Source organism: Paenibacillus sp. NPDC058071 (genome assembly GCF_042885235.1).
GTDB lineage: Bacteria > Bacillota > Bacilli > Paenibacillales > Paenibacillaceae > Pristimantibacillus.
On the sequence record NZ_JBHVSK010000010.1, the window covers coordinates 139,742 to 157,393 of the forward strand.

At 49.4% G+C, this 17,652-nt stretch carries 20 protein-coding genes, 2 tRNA genes and 1 riboswitch; of the genes, 14 read left to right on the forward strand and 8 right to left on the reverse strand.

What is annotated here, in order from left to right; all coding sequences use genetic code 11:
- The first annotated feature begins 29 nt into the window (after positions 1-29).
- A complete protein-coding gene (locus tag ACFVTB_RS17665; RefSeq protein ID WP_387751771.1) occupies positions 30-932 on the forward strand; it encodes a DMT family transporter in 903 nt (300 codons plus the stop codon).
- A 75-nt stretch (positions 933-1,007) separates the two neighbouring features.
- On the opposite strand, the gene ACFVTB_RS17670 is transcribed toward ACFVTB_RS17665, so the two are convergent.
- The 3 genes from ACFVTB_RS17670 to msrA form a co-directional block, all read right to left on the reverse strand.
- The gene (locus tag ACFVTB_RS17670) at positions 1,008-1,973 is read right to left on the reverse strand and encodes an ABC transporter substrate-binding protein (protein WP_387751774.1); all 966 of its coding nucleotides are present in this window, start codon (positions 1,971-1,973) and stop codon (positions 1,008-1,010) included.
- Positions 1,974-2,184: 211 nt separating this feature from the next.
- Complete coding sequence (locus ACFVTB_RS17675; RefSeq protein WP_387751777.1) at positions 2,185-2,526, reverse strand: cupin domain-containing protein; 342 nt, start codon at positions 2,524-2,526, stop codon at positions 2,185-2,187.
- Between the two features lie 29 nt (positions 2,527-2,555).
- Positions 2,556-3,077 (reverse strand): peptide-methionine (S)-S-oxide reductase MsrA, encoded by a 522-nt coding sequence (msrA, locus tag ACFVTB_RS17680; RefSeq protein WP_387751779.1) that lies wholly within the window; start codon positions 3,075-3,077, stop codon positions 2,556-2,558.
- 214 nt (positions 3,078-3,291) lie between these two features.
- Here msrA and ACFVTB_RS17685 point away from each other — a divergent pair, with 214 nt between their 5' ends.
- Positions 3,292-3,846 (forward strand): guanylate kinase, encoded by a 555-nt coding sequence (locus ACFVTB_RS17685; protein ID WP_387751782.1) that lies wholly within the window; start codon positions 3,292-3,294, stop codon positions 3,844-3,846.
- Between the two features lie 28 nt (positions 3,847-3,874).
- Here ACFVTB_RS17685 and ACFVTB_RS17690 read toward each other — a convergent pair whose 3' ends face one another.
- The 4 genes from ACFVTB_RS17690 to ACFVTB_RS17705 all read right to left on the reverse strand — a co-directional run bounded on the left by ACFVTB_RS17690 (position 3,875) and on the right by ACFVTB_RS17705 (position 5,077).
- The gene (locus ACFVTB_RS17690) at positions 3,875-4,516 is read right to left on the reverse strand and encodes a YdcF family protein (protein WP_387751785.1); all 642 of its coding nucleotides are present in this window, start codon (positions 4,514-4,516) and stop codon (positions 3,875-3,877) included.
- A gap of 105 nt (positions 4,517-4,621) precedes the next feature.
- A tRNA-Pro gene (locus tag ACFVTB_RS17695) sits at positions 4,622-4,698 on the reverse strand.
- Positions 4,699-4,713: 15 nt separating this feature from the next.
- Positions 4,714-4,789: transfer RNA gene (locus tag ACFVTB_RS17700), tRNA-Thr, on the reverse strand.
- A gap of 75 nt (positions 4,790-4,864) precedes the next feature.
- A complete protein-coding gene (locus ACFVTB_RS17705) occupies positions 4,865-5,077 on the reverse strand; it encodes a YrzA family protein (RefSeq protein WP_387751788.1) in 213 nt (70 codons plus the stop codon).
- A 179-nt stretch (positions 5,078-5,256) separates the two neighbouring features.
- A riboswitch (cyclic di-GMP riboswitch) is annotated at positions 5,257-5,348 on the forward strand.
- A 104-nt stretch (positions 5,349-5,452) separates the two neighbouring features.
- On the opposite strand from ACFVTB_RS17705, the gene ACFVTB_RS17710 reads away from it, so the two are divergent.
- From ACFVTB_RS17710 to thiI, 10 genes are all read left to right on the forward strand, one after another.
- Positions 5,453-7,207 carry a methyl-accepting chemotaxis protein gene (locus ACFVTB_RS17710; RefSeq protein WP_387751791.1) on the forward strand — a complete coding sequence of 585 codons (1,755 nt, stop codon included), beginning with the start codon at positions 5,453-5,455 and terminating at the stop codon, positions 7,205-7,207.
- 152 nt (positions 7,208-7,359) lie between these two features.
- Positions 7,360-7,749 (forward strand): GntR family transcriptional regulator, encoded by a 390-nt coding sequence (locus ACFVTB_RS17715; RefSeq protein ID WP_387751793.1) that lies wholly within the window; start codon positions 7,360-7,362, stop codon positions 7,747-7,749.
- Between the two features lie 3 nt (positions 7,750-7,752).
- On the forward strand, positions 7,753-8,451 hold the full coding sequence (locus ACFVTB_RS17720) for an ABC transporter ATP-binding protein (RefSeq protein WP_387751796.1): 699 nt from the start codon (positions 7,753-7,755) through the stop codon (positions 8,449-8,451).
- Positions 8,448-9,197, forward strand: coding sequence for a hypothetical protein (locus ACFVTB_RS17725; RefSeq protein ID WP_387751799.1), 750 nt, complete (start codon positions 8,448-8,450; stop codon positions 9,195-9,197). Before ACFVTB_RS17720 ends, ACFVTB_RS17725 begins: the two co-directional genes overlap by 4 nt.
- Positions 9,198-9,443: 246 nt before the next feature.
- Positions 9,444-10,361, forward strand: a complete 918-nt coding sequence (locus ACFVTB_RS17730) for a prenyltransferase (RefSeq protein ID WP_387751802.1) — start codon at positions 9,444-9,446, stop codon at positions 10,359-10,361.
- Between the two features lie 40 nt (positions 10,362-10,401).
- Positions 10,402-11,151, forward strand: coding sequence for a DUF6081 family protein (locus ACFVTB_RS17735; protein WP_387751805.1), 750 nt, complete (start codon positions 10,402-10,404; stop codon positions 11,149-11,151).
- Positions 11,152-11,352: 201 nt separating this feature from the next.
- Positions 11,353-11,952 carry a nitroreductase family protein gene (locus ACFVTB_RS17740; protein ID WP_387752060.1) on the forward strand — a complete coding sequence of 200 codons (600 nt, stop codon included), beginning with the start codon at positions 11,353-11,355 and terminating at the stop codon, positions 11,950-11,952.
- Positions 11,953-12,184: 232 nt separating this feature from the next.
- Positions 12,185-12,874 (forward strand): lytic transglycosylase domain-containing protein, encoded by a 690-nt coding sequence (locus tag ACFVTB_RS17745; protein ID WP_387751807.1) that lies wholly within the window; start codon positions 12,185-12,187, stop codon positions 12,872-12,874.
- A gap of 132 nt (positions 12,875-13,006) precedes the next feature.
- Positions 13,007-14,164 carry a cysteine desulfurase family protein gene (locus tag ACFVTB_RS17750; RefSeq protein WP_387751810.1) on the forward strand — a complete coding sequence of 386 codons (1,158 nt, stop codon included), beginning with the start codon at positions 13,007-13,009 and terminating at the stop codon, positions 14,162-14,164.
- A 2-nt stretch (positions 14,165-14,166) separates the two neighbouring features.
- Positions 14,167-15,378, forward strand: coding sequence for a tRNA uracil 4-sulfurtransferase ThiI (gene thiI / locus ACFVTB_RS17755; protein ID WP_387751812.1), 1,212 nt, complete (start codon positions 14,167-14,169; stop codon positions 15,376-15,378).
- A gap of 54 nt (positions 15,379-15,432) precedes the next feature.
- Here thiI and ACFVTB_RS17760 read toward each other — a convergent pair whose 3' ends face one another.
- A complete protein-coding gene (locus ACFVTB_RS17760; RefSeq protein WP_387751815.1) occupies positions 15,433-16,131 on the reverse strand; it encodes a TerC family protein in 699 nt (232 codons plus the stop codon).
- A 137-nt stretch (positions 16,132-16,268) separates the two neighbouring features.
- On the opposite strand from ACFVTB_RS17760, the gene ACFVTB_RS17765 reads away from it, so the two are divergent.
- On the forward strand, positions 16,269-16,934 hold the full coding sequence (locus ACFVTB_RS17765; RefSeq protein WP_387751817.1) for a TerC family protein: 666 nt from the start codon (positions 16,269-16,271) through the stop codon (positions 16,932-16,934).
- A gap of 194 nt (positions 16,935-17,128) precedes the next feature.
- Positions 17,129-17,611, forward strand: a complete 483-nt coding sequence (locus tag ACFVTB_RS17770; RefSeq protein WP_387751820.1) for a hypothetical protein — start codon at positions 17,129-17,131, stop codon at positions 17,609-17,611.
- Positions 17,612-17,652: the final 41 nt, after the last annotated feature.

Sequence of the window (17,652 nt, forward strand, 5' to 3'; positions counted from 1 at the left end):
AGGCAATTGTCTATCCGCTTGGAGGAACTATGGTTAAAGCAACAAGATTTTCTTTTCTTTCTCATCCGTTTGTTCTGTTATTTATCAGTATATTGTCCATCTCTATGTCTTCCATCATGATTAAATATTCAGATACCCCTACTTCAGTGGCGGGAATGTACAGATTGTTTATTTCTGTTATCATCATGCTCGTTTTTGTTCCTTGGAAAAGGTTTCGCTCCCTAGGGCTGAATAGAAAGGAATGGCTTATCGTTATTTTAGCCGGTATTCTTTTAGGGCTGCATTTATTATTTTGGATGGAGTCTTTGGTCTATACGTCCGTTGCAAGCTCTATGGTCATCTTGTCCCTGCAGCCCTTAATTGTGATGATCGGTTCATACTTTTTGTTTCAGGAAAAAGTTAATCGGATGACGTATTTTTGTTTGTTCATTGCTCTGTTGGGTTCAATCAGTATAGCTTGGGGAGACATTGGGGTTTCGAAAGAAGCGCTGATTGGAGACGGCTTATCGTTAATAGGGACGTTCTTTATTTCAGCCTATTTTTTGGCAGGGCAGAAGGTAAGCCGGAAAATCGATACAAGTGTGTATAGCATTATTGTTTTTGTGATTGGCGGTATCGTCTTGCTGATTTACAATCTGATAAATAACTACAATTTACTTGGTTACGATTCTACTGACTGGACTTACTTTTTGTTGCTCGCAATTATCCCAACGATTCTGGGGCAATCCATTTTTAATCTGCTGTTAAAATCAATTGGAGCAACAACGGTATCCGTTGGTATTATTGGAGAGCCTGTTCTTGCCATTATTTTGGCGTACTTGCTGTTAGGAGAAACCATCTCAGTATTTCAATTCTTAGGCGGTATGATGACTCTATTCGGCATGGGAATGTATTTTTGGTCAAAATCTTTAAAGTACCATGTTCAAAAATAATTAAACAAGCGTCATATAAAAAGACGACCGTTTGCCTCATTGCAGGCGAAACGGTCGTCTTTGCGTTACTCAGCTTTATTTAGCTTCCTGCAGCAGCTTGGTGGCTTCATCAAGCTGCACTTCTACATTATGCGGTGTATAGCCCAGCCAAGTATCCATGTCTATAGAGTATACCCGATTATTTTTGACGGATGAAAGATTTTTCCAGAGCGAGCTGTTTTTGATCCTATTAAATTCTTGTTCTGTTTCTTCGGTTCCAAGTGTAGTGACAAAGACGTAATCGGCGTCATATTGAGGCAGCACCTCGAGCGAGATTTGAATTCCCCACAGATCGGGATTTTTATCGAGTTCTTTTTGAACAGAAGCCGGAGGGTGCAGGCCTAATGCTTTGTACAAAGTGAAGCCGATGTTGCGCACACCGTAAACCGAAAATTCCTTCGGATCAACGCGGTAGATCGCTACCGTCTTGTCTTCTCCGATTGCGCCAATAATTTTTTCCCGAGCTGCAGCGATCTTCTTATCAAACTCCGCTTTCCATGACTTAGCCTCTTCCTGACGGTTCAGAATGTCTCCCATAATTTCGACATGGCCGAACAAATCATGCGCCATCCATGGAACGACGACTGTTGGCGCGATTTTAGACAGCTTATCGTAGACGTCCTGTTCAAGATCGCCTGCAATAATCAAATCTGGCTCCATTGCAAGCATTTTTTCGTAGTTAATCGCTTCGCGCGAGCCGATTGATTCAATTCCATTAAAATCAGGAAATTGATTATCCAGCAAATAGTCTACAGCCCCGATCGGCTTCAAGCCGACAGAAATCATTTGGCTGGCATACTGTAAAGTTATGACGCGTTCAGGCTTTACCGGAATTTCCGTTTCTCCCATAGCGTGCTTGTACAACCGTGTTTCTTTTTTACTGCTTTGCTGTTCGTTATTGGCTGGTAAAGTTTTTTTGTTACCATTGCTTGCTGCACTGCAAGAGGTAAGCAGTAAGGCAATCAGAGTGAAGCTGATCCCCAAAATGAAGCGTTTTTTCAATTCGATTCTCTCCTTTTGATCTGTATAAATCGTTGGGCAAAGCGGTTCCGCTTAAAAAGATAATCAACAGTTCGATTTCATTGATAAAGATTATCATTATTAATTAGACTGGTCAACAAGTTTTAATAAATCCAATTAAAAAAAGCCCCGAAGGGCTTATCCAAAGTTATTACTCGCCTATTCAGGCATCTATTTGTAAGAAGACACTGCTTTATTCAACAACAACCCTGTCCCCATGGCTGGTCGGTTGGGATATAACGAGAAATTCAATATCCCGATCCGACTTGTTGAACATTTGATGGACGGTCAATGGAGCGACCTCGACCCCTTCATGCGGTTCAAGTACGATCTCGTGACCGTCTATTACAATCGTTGCCGTACCCGACAGGACAAAGAAAAATTGGCGGGAGACTTCATGATAATGATTTACTTCCGAGCTATTGGCCGGCATTCTTTCGTGAATGACGCTCAAATTCGAACCCTTCGCCAAATGCCAGCCGTCGCATTGGCTGCCCCAGATGTAATGCTCGGCGTTGGCTTTGCTTATTTTCATCAATGATAGACTCCCTTTGTATGCTTGATTTACTTCGTCTCCCAGTGGCTGCCGATGAATCGGTCGCGACCGGACAACTCTCGGTCTTCCTTATAGTGCTTCGGATTTTTGCGATGATAGTCCTGATGGTAATCCTCGGCTGGATAGAAAGTAGAGGCTTCCGTAATTTCGGTTACAATCGGCTTGTCGAAGCGGCCGCTTTCCGCCAATTCTCGTTTGGACGCCTCAGCTTCCTCCTGCTGCCGCTCATTATGATAAAAAACGGCCGTACGATACTGGCTGCCCCGATCGTGGAACTGACCGTCCGGATCAGTTGGGTCGATCTGCATCCAATAAAGCTCCAGCAGTCTTTCATAGGGGAATAGAGCCGGGTCGAACGTAATCTGAACGACCTCTGCATGCCCCGTTTCACCGCTTTTCACTTGCTCATATGTCGGATTGGCGGTATGTCCACCCATATATCCGGAGACGATGCCGGCGATGCCCGGCAGCTCGTCAAACGGGGTAACCATGCACCAGAAGCATCCTCCGGAAAATGTCGCTTTTTCCATTTCGCAGCACCGTCCTTTTGAATGTAATGACATCTTTTTATGAGCATAAACGTTAACGCCTTCGCCTGTAAAAGTCAATGTCTCTCCGCCAGCCGCCAGTCGATAGCCGCCGAAATAGAGGAGGTTCCCTGCTCCGCCTTCTGGTAAACTGTAAAAACGGACAACGGGGACAGTGGACGAGTAACTCTACAATTAAACAACGGAGGGGTAAGCGATGAAATGGCATTTGATCGTCTTTCAAGGACCAAGCGCTTCGGGGAAAAGCTCGCTGCAAGCGATGCTCGGTGTGCCTAGAGTTGTGACATGGACGTCGAGACCGCCAAGAAGCGGGGAGGTTCAAGGGCAGCATTATTATTTCGGAACGAAGGCGCAAATGGCCGTTATGTTGGAGAAGGGAGAGCTGCTTGAGATGACTGAGTATCAGGGGCATTATTACGGAACGCACTTGGATGCAATCAAAGAGGCGGTAGAGCGGGGAGAGACGCGGTCGATCGTCTTGGATGCAAATGGCGTCAAGAAGGTCAGAGAGCAGTTCGGACAATCAATTCTCGTTATTGGCGTCAAAGCGGACAAGGCGCAATGCCGCGATCGGCTTCTCAAGCGGGCATCCGACGAAGCCGACGCGACCCGGCGATTGGCTTCCTTCGATGATGAGATAGAGGCACTGGTCGATTGCGATCTGGTCATCTATAACAGCGACGATAACAAGGAGAAGTCGGACCTTCTTATCCGCTATATAAAGGAAGGTCTGGAACGAGACTACAGCTGAACGCAGTCATTCATGCGCTGATACGCATCTAAGAGCCGGGAAATGAACGAAATGGAGATGTAACGGTAAATCCGATCTCATAGAACGTTTCCCTGAAGAGGAAAGGCAGCTTCGTCCGTAAGCTTTGATAAGCGGAATCGGCCGCCGGCGATGAGTAGGCTTCCATGCCGAAGCGATGCGCCATCGTCATCGCTCGCTTCATATGGAGCGGATCACTAACGATCAAATAGCTGTTTAATCCGTTCCTTGCAGCAATTTTACGGGAATAGAGCAAGTTTTGTTCGGTAATAGTCGACTCGGTCTCAATAAGCATATCTTTGGGAGGGACGCCAAGCAATTCTGCGTAGGCAAACGAAGCTTCCGCTTCCGACGGCTCGCCTTCGCTCGTGCGGCCGCCCGTGAAAATGATTTTGCCCGCCGAGCCCTGCCGGTACAGCGTAACCGCATGCTCGATCCGCTTCTTAAGCACCGGAGAAGGCTCGCCGTTCCATACGGCTGCTCCGAGTACGATGGCGGCATCGGCTTTCACCGAATCAGAAACATTGCCAAAGGTCCATATGCGATAGGCGGAAACGCAAAACAATAGGCAGCAAAGGAAAGCGAGGCCGGCAGCGGTGAAGATTACTGTTCGCGGGCCTCGCCGATTACGATTTTTATTTGTTTTCGTCATCTTCATCTTCCTCATACAGGGATAGACGCAGCGTCCGGTAGAAAGTTTCAGGGTACAAAAAAGGAAGCTTAATCGAAATTAAGCTTCCGTCTAGTTCGCTTTTAATGGTCGGGACGACACGATTTGAACATGCGACCCCCTGGTCCCAAACCAGGTGCTCTACCAAGCTGAGCTACGTCCCGTACTAAGAAAAAAAATGGTGCCGGCGATAGGAGTCGAACCCACGACCTACTGATTACAAGTCAGTTGCTCTACCAACTGAGCTACACCGGCGCATATCAACAAGCGACAAAAAGTATTATGCCATAAGCATAGCCCGTTATGCAACCCTTTTTTTTCAGAGCTGTATTATCCCTTTTTTGCTTTGAAATGAACAACGGCGCTGTACTGCATTTTCCCGCTGTTCGGATTGAACACGACCTGATGCTGTACATGATGCACGTCAAGCAGTAAAGCCTTGTTGTTTTCGATTTGCTGATCGACCTTCAGCTCCAGCGTCCTCAAGTCGCCCGCCTCGAAAAACTCAATTTTGTTATCGATTAAATCCAGCCGGAAATCCATTGCACACTCTCTCCCGTTCGTCTCTAATTAGCCCTATTATAAGCGAGTTTGTCGGTTTGCGTCTATTCCGCTTGCAGACGTGCAGGCGATTATGGTTATGGAAGGCAACTATTTCAAGATTTTGTTTTACAAATTGGCAAATTTGACCTAAACTAGAGAGGTGTCGAAGACAGTCGAATACTGTAAAATGGCAAACTTATCGAAAGATAAGGGCGCAAAGTTATGGGCCTAATGTCGCACAGCAGGCGACTACGGCTGCCAGACCGCCAGTAAGAGGACTAGCCAACTAGCATTGCTAAGCTATTCGCCCCTTTTTGCGGCCGAATAGTTTTTTTTTGCCTTGTTGGACCTACATCAAAAGGAGAGAACCGACAGATGATTCAGAAGGTAAAGAAATGGCCTTCGATGGCCGCTCAGTTTTTAGGCAAGCAGAAGATTACATTTAAGCTCCTGTTGATTACCTCAGTTATTACGTTGTTTAACGTGGGGGCAGGCGTATTTATTTTTACTCAAAATTTATCAGTATCGAACGCCGTGGATGATTCCAATACGCTGAACGAAGCGAACAGGCAATACAGAGAAGTATCCGACACGATGCTGCGCTCCATGCTACATATGATCGACGTGATCGAGAATTCGGACACTTCGCAGATTGAATCGATTCAAGAGATGCTCGCAACCGTTCCTGATAAAATTGCTAAACTGAAGGATACGTTTAAAAAGATTGACGAGATGTTCCCAGCCGACGAATCGAATTTGACGTATTCTAATCAAATTGCGGTATTCGAAATGGCCTACAACAATTTGATGACGACGGATTTGAACACGAAAGACTTAAGTACGGAAATGAAGTCTTTCCGCGTAAAAAATCTGATCTCCGTCTATACGATCACGCTTAGCTATGCGAGCGAGTCGGTGGACAACAGAATGGGCACCGATCTTGGCGAAACGGAGAAGCGTCTGAGCCGCAGCATGGATGCGGCGAATATGATCATTCTGATCAACGTGCTCGTGCTGGCCGTCATTCCGTTCCTGATGTCGTACACGCTCAACCGCAGCATCAGAAAAGGTTTGGCCGGCATTATGGGCCGAATCGAAGCCTACAAGAACAGCGACTTCACCTTCAACAAGAAGCTGGAACGCCAGGACGAATTCGGAGATATCGATCGTTTGCTCGCCGATATGGGCGGCAAGCTGCGCGATACGATTAAGTCGACGCTGGAAGTAAGCAGCACGGTGCTGGCGATGTCCAATTCGATGGGCGATATGGTCGACCGCAACCGGATGGCTTCGGAGCAGGTCAAAGGACAAATTACGGACGGGCGGAGTATCCTGCTCTCCCAATATGATGACGCTTCTTCGATTTCTGCTGTAACAGAGCAAATCTCGGCCAGCTCGGAAGAGATCGCAGCTTCTAGCGATTATATTAATAATGATATGCAGCAAATGAAGAACGCTTCGCAAGAAGGCTCCCGCGATATGGAAGGCGTTGTACAAATGGCCAATCAGGCCGTTGAGCAATTCCAGCTCGTAACGGAAGCGTTCAAGCGTATTACGGAGCGTTACGGACAAGTATCGAAGTTTCTGGACGGCATTCAAGATTTGAATACGCAGACGAACTTGCTGTCGCTGAACGCTTCGATTGAATCGGCTCGCGCAGGTGAGCACGGACGCGGTTTCGCTGTCGTCGCTGATGAAATTCGCAAGCTATCCGGCCAAACGAACGATATTTCGAAAAATATTACGAAAGAGCTGCACTTCATTCAGAACGACGTTGCGGAGAGCGGCGAACGTTTGCTTGCCTTCGCGCAAGTTATTACAACGACGAAGGAAGCTTCTGTAACCGCGAGCGACATGTTCAAAGGACTGGAACGTCAAAGCAGCGTCTTGTCCGAGCAAATTAGCGAAATTTCAACTGCCATCGGAGAAATTACGGGAGGCATTACCCACATCGTAACGGCGGTAGACAAGCTGCTGCAAACGTCTTCGGATGTAAACGGAAAAATGGAAGATATGTCCGGTCTATCGAACGATCAATACGCCATTTCCGATCAACTGGGCAACCTGGCGGGCGAGCTGAAGCAATCGTCCCGCGATTTGAAAGAAAAAGCAGGTATCTTTAAAATTTAATTGGTTAAGCCGTTCGACCGTCTTGTCCCTGTGGGGATGAGACGGTTTTTTTATTTTTTGGAAAAATTATCTTTACACCTTTTCTGTCATAGTGTACTATTTACCTATAACACTAATACAATGTGACGTAGATGAAAGGAGGATCGCTTATCGTGACGATGACGTTCGATAACAATCAGCCGATATATTTGCAAATTATGAACCATGTCAAACGGCAAATTATTACCGGCAAGCTTAAGCCGGGAGATAAAATCGAATCGGTGCGGGAGATGGCGGCCGAGCTGCAAATCAACCCGAATACGATTCAACGTACGTTTCAGGAGCTGGAGCGGGAAGGAATTGTAGAGACGAAGCGCGGCCTTGGCCGCTATGTAACGAGCGAGGAGCTGACGATTATGCAAATGAAGAAGGGTATGGCCGGCGATCTTCTGGATCATTTTGTACAGGGCATGAAGGAGCTCGGCTTCCGCGAGTCGGAAATTGTGGCGATCGTCTCGGATGCGGTCGGAATGGACAAAGAAGAAACCGGGCGGGAGGCGTAACGAATGGAACCTATAGTAAAGCTGACCAATGTAACGAAGCATTATGGCGCCAAAAATGCGGTGCGGGACGTCACGCTCGAGCTGCAGCCGGGTAAAATCGTCGGTTTGCTTGGCAGCAACGGCAGCGGCAAAAGTACGCTAATGAAGCTGACGGCGGGGCTCATCCGTCCTGCCTCCGGCGAAATTGCCATTGGCGGTGTGCCTGTTGGCCTGCAGACGAGGGCGATCACTTCGTTTATGCCCGACCGGCCCGTAACAGAATCATGGATGAAGGTAAAAGACGCCGTTCGCTACTACGCCGATTTTTACGCCGACTTCGATGACGTCAAAGCGAGAGAAATGCTCGCCTTTATGAAGCTGACGCCGTCCGAGAGCGTCGCGTCGCTGTCCAAAGGGATGCATGAGCGGCTGCAACTGACGCTGGCTTTGTCCCGAAACGCCAAGCTGTATATGCTGGACGAACCGATCGGCGGCGTCGACCTCGTCGCCAGAAGCAAAATATTGGATGCGATCGTTCAATACTATAGTGAGAACAGCTGCCTTATTGTATCCACTCATTTGGTGACAGACCTTGAGCGTATATTCGACGAAGTGGTTCTTATTAAAGACGGCGCGATCGTTCTACACGATGACGTGGAATATATTCGAGTTCAAAAGGGCAAAAGCGTTGAACAATTATTTAGGGAGGTGTATGCGGAGTGATCGGAAAGGTGATCAAATACGATTGGAAGCTTAATGCGAATCGTTACGTTTCTATCGCCGCCATCCTGATCGTTGCTGAGCTTTTGCTGCTGCTCAGTGCTATTTTCTCCGGATGGGATAAATTTCTGCTGTACGCCTTAAGCGTTACCGGCTTCGTCGCCGCTTTAATTGCGGTCTCGGTCACCGTCTGCCAGACATATGCGAGAAATTTAAGCGCCTACGGACGCATGCTGCTTCCGGTTCACCCGTTGGCAACGATTTTATCGCCGATCGTGATTGGCGCAGCGGGCGTCGCTCTGCTAGCGGCGGCGTCATACGGACATCAGGTGCTGTATGGGGCCGCAACCGGCATTAACTTATCCGGCCTCGGCTTCCGGGTCAGCATCAATACCGCTTCCGCAATTAGCGGTATCCTAATGACGACAACGATGATGCTGCTGCTCGTCGTCAACATTTTCTTCAGCATCACGATCTTCAAGACTTCACCGTGGCGCAAGCTAGCGCCTTGGATGGGCATTCTCTCTTTTTTCCTAATTAACTGGCTGGTCAGCGCGATCGAGAATCTGCTATTCCCGAACAGAAATGATGCGGGGTGGATCGAGCCTAAAGGCAGCGAGTCGGATTGGTTCATCCAGATTCAGTTAGCAGATGGCAAGTTTTTCGCTACCGCAGCTTTCGAAGTTGTCGTAATCGCGATATTGGTATACGCCATGACTAGATTGATCCGTTCCAGACGGCATATTTAGCAGAGCCGAATGGTAGGCGAACGAACAGCTGCAATCAAAAAGGTTGCAATCAAAAGGCTACTCAAAGCTTCGGCTTTGAGCAGCCTTTTTTTGTTATTTTCTGAGCGATTCGCCCGATTCTTTCAGTTGACGGACTTTCGCGGAAAGTGTTCTAATTGATATAGTGAAATGAATCACAAAGGTTATGCCTCGGTCACCGACATCCGGTTCGACCGTTTAACAGAGAGACAGCGAGGGGAATAGGCAATGGGCATCATACAGCAATTCAAGAAAGCATCACGGATATCGGTTTTGCCGGTTATCCTGATCCCAGCCGCGCTCGGAGCGCTTGGGGCGTTTGTCTGGGACGAACAATTCAATTTTTGGCTTTTGCTTCTCACCTTGATCGGGTCGGGAGCTGTGCATTTATTTTCCAATATGATCAACGATTTATGGGATTACTACAACGGCACCGATGAAGCGGCAAAACAGGCGGATGGGGCGATTTCCACCAACTCCGGCTTTCTGACCAACGGAACTTGGTCGGTGCGCACTTTCGCTGCCGTTACATGGGGATTGCTTGCCGTCGCCGTGATTTGCGGAATTGGGCTGGCGTTCATAAGCGGCTGGATGGTGCTTGTGTTCGGCGCACTTGGTGCTTTAATCGCTTATTTCTACGTCGCGCCGCCGATTAAGTTCGGCTATCGGGGCAAAGGCTACAGCGAGATTGCGATTTTGCTGTCGTTCGGCGTTTTGCCCGTTATGGGTTCTTACTATGTGCAGACGTCTCAGCTTGATTACCGGGCGCTGCTGCTGTCGCTGCCGATCGGCCTGCTGACGACGCTTATTTTATTCAATCATCATTTCCTGCATTGGCAGGCCGATCGAGAAGCCGGTAAAAAAACGCTGGTTGTCGTGTGGGGAGAGCGGCGCGCGCTTATGTTCTCCCGCACGCTGCTGTTTCTTGGCTGCCTCGCGCTAATTGCTTGCTGTGCAGCGGGTGCGCTGCCAGTATACGCTCTGCTTGCGCTGCCGGCCGTTATTCCGTTATACGGAGCGTACGGCAAATTAAAGGATACGAATCCGAATGCCGCCTATGCCCCGCTGATGGGCGCTTCGGTAAAAGCGACGTTCCGGTGCGGCTACCTCATGCTTGCCGCCCTGCTTATTCAAGGCTTGCTGTAATAGTTTCGTTAACATCATAACAATCGGAGGATGAGAGACGATGGAAAAACAATGGGTGCTGGGCAGCTTTGACACGATTTTGGACGAAGGAAACGTATGGACGGTCGGCGGCTTCCAATTGCCGGATGGATCATTTTGGCAATATCGCGAGCCCGAGGCTGTCGTTATTGTACGCAATGGCATTTTGTACGTGCGGGCGCCGCTGAGTCGCCAGCATCATCAAGTGCAAATTTTGGACAACGCCAAGCATATGTATTATTCGGCCAAGCCGGTCGAGATTCCGCAAACGGGAGAAATCAGCTTTGAAATTCAGCTTCGCGCACGCACGCGGAACACGGCGCCGAACGATTTGTACGACGGCTATGTTTCTTTTCATCTGCTTGATTTTACGACGGGGGCAGCGCTCGATTTCTTCGCTTCCGAGGACCAGTACGCCAGCGTCTATGCGATCTTGCCGTTTCCGGGAGTGCAGGTGCCGGAGACCGACAAAACCCGCTATTTCAGCATATTCAAGGAAGGCTCCGACTTTAATGCCGGCGAATTCAACACCTATAAAATTACGTACAGCCGCGAAACAAACGAAGCAGTGTTCTATTTGAACGGCAAAGAAGTGCGCCGGGAGAAAAACATTCCGGTTCAGATGAACCAGTTTACGATCGCGCTCGGCATTATGACTGAAAAGGATCTATCGTCGGAAGGAAGCGTCTCTGTACACGGTCAAACGGTAATCGCTGAATATTCGCCCATTACGATTACAGTGAAAGACGTCAAAGGCGAAGCAACGGAATAAGCAACAAAATGAACGATTTATATGCGAGACAAGCATGCCGGTTCCTTCGCGGGGCCGGCTTTTTCATAACCGCCGTGCTGCAAGCTCCCTGTATCAGCCAGTCATATTCTAGCCTGGGCGTGGGATTCTAACGAAGACGTATGGGCCTGCAGGCTCATGCGGATCTTGATGAATGCGGGAGGATGAACATTGGCTACAACGTTGTCTAACGGATTTCTCGAGGCAGTCAAGAAGAGGCGTTCCTATTACGGAATCAGCAAGCAATCGCCCTTATCCGACGATCAAATCGTTTCGCTCATTCAAGACGCGGTGAAGTATACACCGGCGTCGTTCAACTCGCAAAGCGCAAGGGCGCTCGTCCTGCTCGGTCAGCAACATGACCAGCTGTGGGATTTGACGAAAGAGACGCTGCGCAAAATCGTGCCGGCCGAACATTTCGGAGCGACTGAGGGGAAGATGGACGCCTTTAAAAGCGGCTACGGCACCGTGCTCTTTTTCGAGGACAATGCGGTTATTGAAGGCTTGCAGAAGCAATTCGCCGATTATGCGGAAAACTTCCCGAAATGGTCGCTGCAATCGAGCGGCATGGTCCAGTACGTTGTCTGGACGCTGCTTGAAAGCGAAGGATTTGGCGCTTCTCTGCAGCATTATAATCCGCTGATTGACGATCAGGTCAAAAGCAAATGGGGCGTTCCCGCTTCCTGGCAGCTCATTGCCCAATTGCCTTTCGGCAAGCCGACAAGCGAGCCGGGGGACAAAGAGTTCCAGCCGATCGAAGAACGCGTGAAGGTGCATAAGTAACGCATCTGATCGAAGGATGTGTAAAGTGCATAAATAACGTATTCGACAGAAGAAAGAGCTTTGGCCAAATGCGGCCAAAGCTCTTTCTCATTGCCGGAAAAAGGCGTTTCGGCAGAAAAGTTGTACCGGACTAGCCGGAAAGCATAAAAACATGTACAATAAAAACCGATACAATAAATAGAGCCTTTTGATGAACGGCAAGCCCGCAATATGCGAACAACAGGGGGAAACTATGAGTATCCAGAGCGTAGATCCGCGCACATTGAAACAAATGATCCAATTGCAAATCGCCCAAAGTCTCGATTCCAATTCTTCGACTAGTCCGCTCAGCGCGACTTCAGAAGACGGAACGTCTTTATTCGATACATTGCTTGCCCAGTATGCAAACGGCAATGCGAATGGGGAAGCGGACGCAACAACCGATCCTTCGGCCATGCTGGCTCAGCTTTCCGCTTTGCCTAACTTGTATGGGGCGCTGCCGGCAGGCAACCTATCCGCCGCCGGAAGTGCAGGTGCAAATTCCGACTATGAATCGTTAATCGCTGCAGCATCAGCGAAGTACGGTGTTAATCCGCTGCTGGTCAAGAGCGTCATTCGGACGGAATCCGGCTTTAACGCGAACGCCGTTTCTTCGGCAGGAGCGAAAGGCTTGATGCAGCTGATGGACGGCACTGCTCGCAGTCTTGGCGTAACGGATTCGTTTGATCCACAGCAAAATATTGAAGGCGGAACCCGTTATCTTGCTTATCTGCTTGGCAAATACAACGGCAACGAGCAAGTCGCTTTAGCCGCTTATAATGCGGGACCTGGACGGATTGACCGACTAGGCATCTCGACGAATGCCGAACTAGCTGCTAACGCGCATAGGCTGCCCGACGAGACGAGAAGATATGTAACGAAGGTGCTTCAAGCCGGCCTGTAAGAAGGCTTGCAGAGGAGCTTATTCCGCAATCAACGGACAAGGACTTAACAGATCACGATAGCAAGCCGCTTGCTGCGGATGCCGTCGTTGATCTTTTTATTTATGCACGGAAATAGGGAGGTGGCCGGGCACATGTTATATTTTGACCATTGCGCTTCGACTCCGCCGTATGACGAAGTCGTCGATACGCTGGCCGAAGTAATGAAGGCGCATTACGCAAATCCTTCTTCGATCCATAAAGCAGGGGCCGATGCGGACAAGCTGATCGGCCGCTCGCGTGCGCTGTTAGCCGGATTGTTTGGCGCAATGCCGGAGGAAATCGTATTTACTTCCGGCGGAACAGAGAGCAACAATTTAGCTATCAAAGGAGCGGCCCGCAAATACAAAAGCCGCGGCAATCATCTAATCACAACGCAGATTGAGCATGCTTCGGTTTACGATGCTTTCCGTCAGTTGGAGCAGGAAGGATTTCGCGTCACCTATTTGCCGGTAGATGCGAACGGCATCGTCGACTTCGAGCAGTTAAAGGCATCGCTGACAGAGGAAACTATTCTGGTCAGCGTCATGCACGTCAATAACGAAGTTGGTTCCATTCAGCCGGTCGAGGAGATCGGGAAGCTATTGAGCGGGTATCCGCGCATTTTGTTTCACATTGACGCTGTGCAAAGTATTGGCAAGCTGCCGATTCGGCCGAAAGAATGGGGTGCGGATTTGCTGAGCGGCTCCGCTCATAAGGTGCGCGGACCGAAAGGCGCCGGCTTTTTGTACGTTCGCGCCGGACTTGAACTGCTGCCGCTTTTCTCGGGAGGCTCTCAAGAGCGCGAGCTGCGCGCCGGTACGCAAAACGTGCCGTCTATTGTGGCATCGGCTAAAGCGTTCCGCCTATCGGTGGAATCGTCGGCCGCGCGAAGAGCAGCTATGTATAAGCTGCGCAGCAGGCTGATCGGCCATCTGAACGGTATACCAGAGCTATCGTTGAATGGCAGCGCGGATGAGGCGTTGGCGGCGCCTCACATTATCCATTTTTCTTACCCCGGCATGAAGCCTGAAGTTATTGTTCATATGCTGGAGGAGGAAGGCATTATCGCTTCCACCAAATCGGCCTGCTCGTCCAAAGACAGCAAGCCGAGTCGCGTGCTGCTGGCGATGGGACGAGACATTGCGCATGCTTCGGGAGGGATTCGAATCAGTCTGGGTGATGAGCATACTGAGCCGGACATCGACCGGCTTGCCGCCGCGTTGAAGAGAATGATCAACAAGCTGAAGCCGCTTGAAAGGAGCGCAAAATAAAAGTGCAATACGATACAATTATTATCCGCTACGGCGATCTTATAATGAAGGGACGCAACCGGGCGCAATTCGAGAAACGGATGCTCCAGCAATTGAAGCTAAAGCTGCACGACTTCAAAGCGCTGAAATACCATAAGCTTTACGGCCGGTTGACGATTACGTTAAACGACGAGCCATATGAGGAAATTGCAAGCCGTCTGAAGGACATTTTCGGCTTATCGACCTTTAGTCCAGTTGTGAGCGTGCCGCCCGAATTGGACAAGATTAGAGACACTGCCCTTGGGTTGATGCAATCGCTGGACAAGCCGCCCGCGACGTTCAAAGTGAGCGCCAAACGGGGCTGGAAGTCGTTCCCTCATACGTCGCAGGAATTGAACCATCTGGTCGGCTCCCATGTGCTGCGAGCTTCGGAGGGACTTAAAGTCGACGTACACCGTCCGGAGGTCGAGCTGCGAGTGGACGTGCAAGAGGAAGCCGCTTATGTATTCAACACGATTGAAAGAGGACCTGGAGGCTTCCCATTCGGCTCGAACGGGAAAGCGATGCTACTGCTGTCCGGCGGCATAGACAGTCCTGTGGCCGGCTGGATGGCGATGCGGAAAGGGTTGGAGCTGGAAGCGGTACATTTCCACAGCTATCCGTTTACGAGCGAGAAAGCGAAAGAAAAGGTAATCGATCTGGCGAAGAGATTGTCTCATTACGCCGGAGCCCCGCTTAAGCTGCATCTGGTGCCCTTTACCGAGATTCAAACGACTTTCGCTCAGGCGAAGGAAGACAATTTGATTATTACGCTCATGAGAAGAGCCATGCTGCGCATAACGGAACAGCTTGCTATCAAGAACGGAGCAAACGGCATCGTCACCGGAGAAAGCTTAGGTCAAGTGGCCAGTCAGACGCTGGGCAGTATGAACGTCATCGGCAGAGCGACTGATCTGCCAATGCTGAAGCCGCTCATCATGATGGACAAACAGGAAATTATCGACGATGCAGTCCGTATCGGAACGTTTGAGACGTCGATTTTGCCTTACGAGGATTGCTGTACGCTGTTCTTGCCGAAATCGCCGAGTACAAATCCGAATCTATATATAGTAGAACGAGTTGAGAACGGACTGACCGAGCTTAATCGCATGATTGAAGAAGCGGTTGAGAAGACCGAGGTTATGAACCTTACGCCGGATGCGGCAGACGCCTCCGAAGAGGATCGCTGGTTTTAATAATAGAAAGCGCCGTTCCCGTAGTACGCGGGGACGGCGCTTTTTTTCGTTTGCTTAATGATCGCTGCCGCCGCGTTGCTGCGCAGCCGCTTTATTACGTTTGTTTGTCAGTATGCCGGCTCCAAGAACGGCGACGATGACGAGAGCGATAAATCCCCAGTAGATGAACGGGTTGTCTGTGAAAAACGATTTATAATATTTTTCGTTCATCAGCATCTTTGCAGCCGTATAGGCTAGAATGCCTGAACCGACATAAATAATCCAGTTGTAGCGATTAATCAATTTAATGAAGAGCGTGCTTCCCCATACGATTACCGGAACGCTGATCAGCAGTCCCAGAATGACGAGCAGCATGCTGCCGTGCGCCGCACCCGCAACAGCGATAACGTTATCGATGCCCATGGCGGCATCAGCGATAATAATGGTTTGAATGGATTGCCATAGCGTATTGCCGGCTTTCACATCGCCATGTTTATCATCCTGCAGAACGAGCTTGTAAGCGATCCAGACGAGCAGCAGTCCTCCGATTAAATGAAGCCAAGGCAGCTCGAGCAATCGTACGACCACGACCGTTGCGATGATTCGAATGCCGATAGCGCCGACAGTTCCCCATAGTACGGCTTTCTTTTGCAGGTGAGGGGCCAAGTTCCGTGCTGCCATGCCTATGACGATCGCATTGTCGCCAGCCAAGATCAGATCAATAAACACAATGTTGAGCAGAGCCAGCCAAAAATCAACAGAGGTAATGTCCATATTTTAAGTCCTCCCCTCTTTTAACTTCTAGAAGACAATTCATGTTACGGATGAACTTGGAAATTAGATTCAAAATTTTTTATGGACATATTCCCCCCTGCTTGGACATACAGCTGAAAGGAAGGGGGCGAGCTCCATTGGAAAGCTTAATGATATTGCTTCAAATTGTCATGATCAATTTGCTGCTCAGCGGGGACAACGCCGTTGTTATTGCGATGGCCAGTCAGTCGCTGCCCAAACAGCAGCAGCGGAAAGCGGTATGGTGGGGAGCAATGGCCGCCGTCGGTTTGCGCTGCCTGCTTACGCTGGCCGCTATTTCACTGCTGCAGACGCCTTATCTGCAGGCCGTGGGTTCCTTGCTTCTGCTCTATATCGCGGTCAAACTGTTAATTGATGCCGATAACGGAGGAGAGGTACACGCGATAAAAAAAGCGAATACGCTCGGCCAAGCCGTTCGAACCATCGTTGTCGCCGATTTGGTGATGAGTCTCGACAATGTGCTTGCGATTGCCGCCGTGGCCAAAGGGGAAACCCTTCTTATTGTGCTCGGCATCGCTTTGAGTATACCGATGATCATATGGGGAAGCCGCTTGCTCGGAACGCTGCTCGTCAAATTTCCTTCTTTCGTCTATATCGGTTCCGGCTTGCTTGGTTATGCTGCGGGGGGAATGCTCGTTCACGATCCCGGGCTTACCGGTCATTTCGCAAACGCCCCTGCCGTAATTGTCCAGTCGCTGCCGCTGTTTTGCGCGCCGCTTGTCATCGCGTTTGGCATTATGATTCGTCGAATGAAAGCGCAATAGCAGGAAGCTGCCACATTTTCATGTGTAATTCGTTCACAAACCGTTCACAAAGTTCGCTTGTGAACGGTATTTTTTTTTTATTGTTCCTTCTGTTCCCGCTGGCATTTTCACCTCAGTTCCATTAAACTAGTAAAGATAAAAACTGTCGTCTCTCGTCAATACTTGCGGGTAAGACGGTAAGGAGCGGAAAGCGAATGCCTAATAACAAATATTCCGCTGGAATTATTGTATTGCTGGCAGGGGTCGTTATTTTACTCGGCAAACTGGGTGTATTCAGCTTTTTGGGGGCCATGTTTTGGCCGATCATCATTTTAATTCCCGGTATTTTGCTGCATGTTTTTTACTTCGGCAGAATGCTGCCGGCGGTCGTGCTTGTTCCAGGCGGCATCTTAACGGTATACGCCTTGCTCTTTATGATTTGCAACATTTTCGGGTGGGATTCCCTTAAATATTTGTGGCCGCTGTTTCTGTTCGGCATTGCCGTCGGCCTATACGAATATTACATGTTCGGTAATTCCCGCACCCGTGTTGTACTTACGGCGGCTATTGCGCTCGCGGCGGCTTCCGCTGTGTTTTTCGCGATCGTCGTGCTGTGGGGCTGGGGCATTTACGCAATTGCGATCGTATTGATCGCCGTCGGAGCATGGATGATGTTTGGCAAACGGGCGCGTTGGTAACCAAAACCGCAAACCAGAGCCTACAAAACTAGACAAATTGG

Coding starts and splice junctions, on each gene's coding strand:
- ACFVTB_RS17750 (WP_387751810.1), top strand. CDS start 13,007: ATGTTATATTTTGACCATTGCGCTTCGACTCCGCCGTATGACGAAGTC.
- msrA (WP_387751779.1), bottom strand. CDS start 3,077: ATGGAAAAAGCGACATTTTCCGGAGGATGCTTCTGGTGCATGGTTACC.
- ACFVTB_RS17730 (WP_387751802.1), top strand. CDS start 9,444: ATGGGCATCATACAGCAATTCAAGAAAGCATCACGGATATCGGTTTTG.
- ACFVTB_RS17690 (WP_387751785.1), bottom strand. CDS start 4,516: ATGACGAAAACAAATAAAAATCGTAATCGGCGAGGCCCGCGAACAGTA.
- ACFVTB_RS17745 (WP_387751807.1), top strand. CDS start 12,185: ATGAGTATCCAGAGCGTAGATCCGCGCACATTGAAACAAATGATCCAA.
- ACFVTB_RS17720 (WP_387751796.1), top strand. CDS start 7,753: ATGGAACCTATAGTAAAGCTGACCAATGTAACGAAGCATTATGGCGCC.
- ACFVTB_RS17675 (WP_387751777.1), bottom strand. CDS start 2,526: ATGAAAATAAGCAAAGCCAACGCCGAGCATTACATCTGGGGCAGCCAA.
- ACFVTB_RS17705 (WP_387751788.1), bottom strand. CDS start 5,077: ATGGATTTCCGGCTGGATTTAATCGATAACAAAATTGAGTTTTTCGAG.
- ACFVTB_RS17760 (WP_387751815.1), bottom strand. CDS start 16,131: ATGGACATTACCTCTGTTGATTTTTGGCTGGCTCTGCTCAACATTGTG.
- ACFVTB_RS17710 (WP_387751791.1), top strand. CDS start 5,453: ATGATTCAGAAGGTAAAGAAATGGCCTTCGATGGCCGCTCAGTTTTTA.
- ACFVTB_RS17735 (WP_387751805.1), top strand. CDS start 10,402: ATGGAAAAACAATGGGTGCTGGGCAGCTTTGACACGATTTTGGACGAA.
- ACFVTB_RS17685 (WP_387751782.1), top strand. CDS start 3,292: ATGAAATGGCATTTGATCGTCTTTCAAGGACCAAGCGCTTCGGGGAAA.
- ACFVTB_RS17665 (WP_387751771.1), top strand. CDS start 30: ATGGTTAAAGCAACAAGATTTTCTTTTCTTTCTCATCCGTTTGTTCTG.
- ACFVTB_RS17770 (WP_387751820.1), top strand. CDS start 17,129: ATGCCTAATAACAAATATTCCGCTGGAATTATTGTATTGCTGGCAGGG.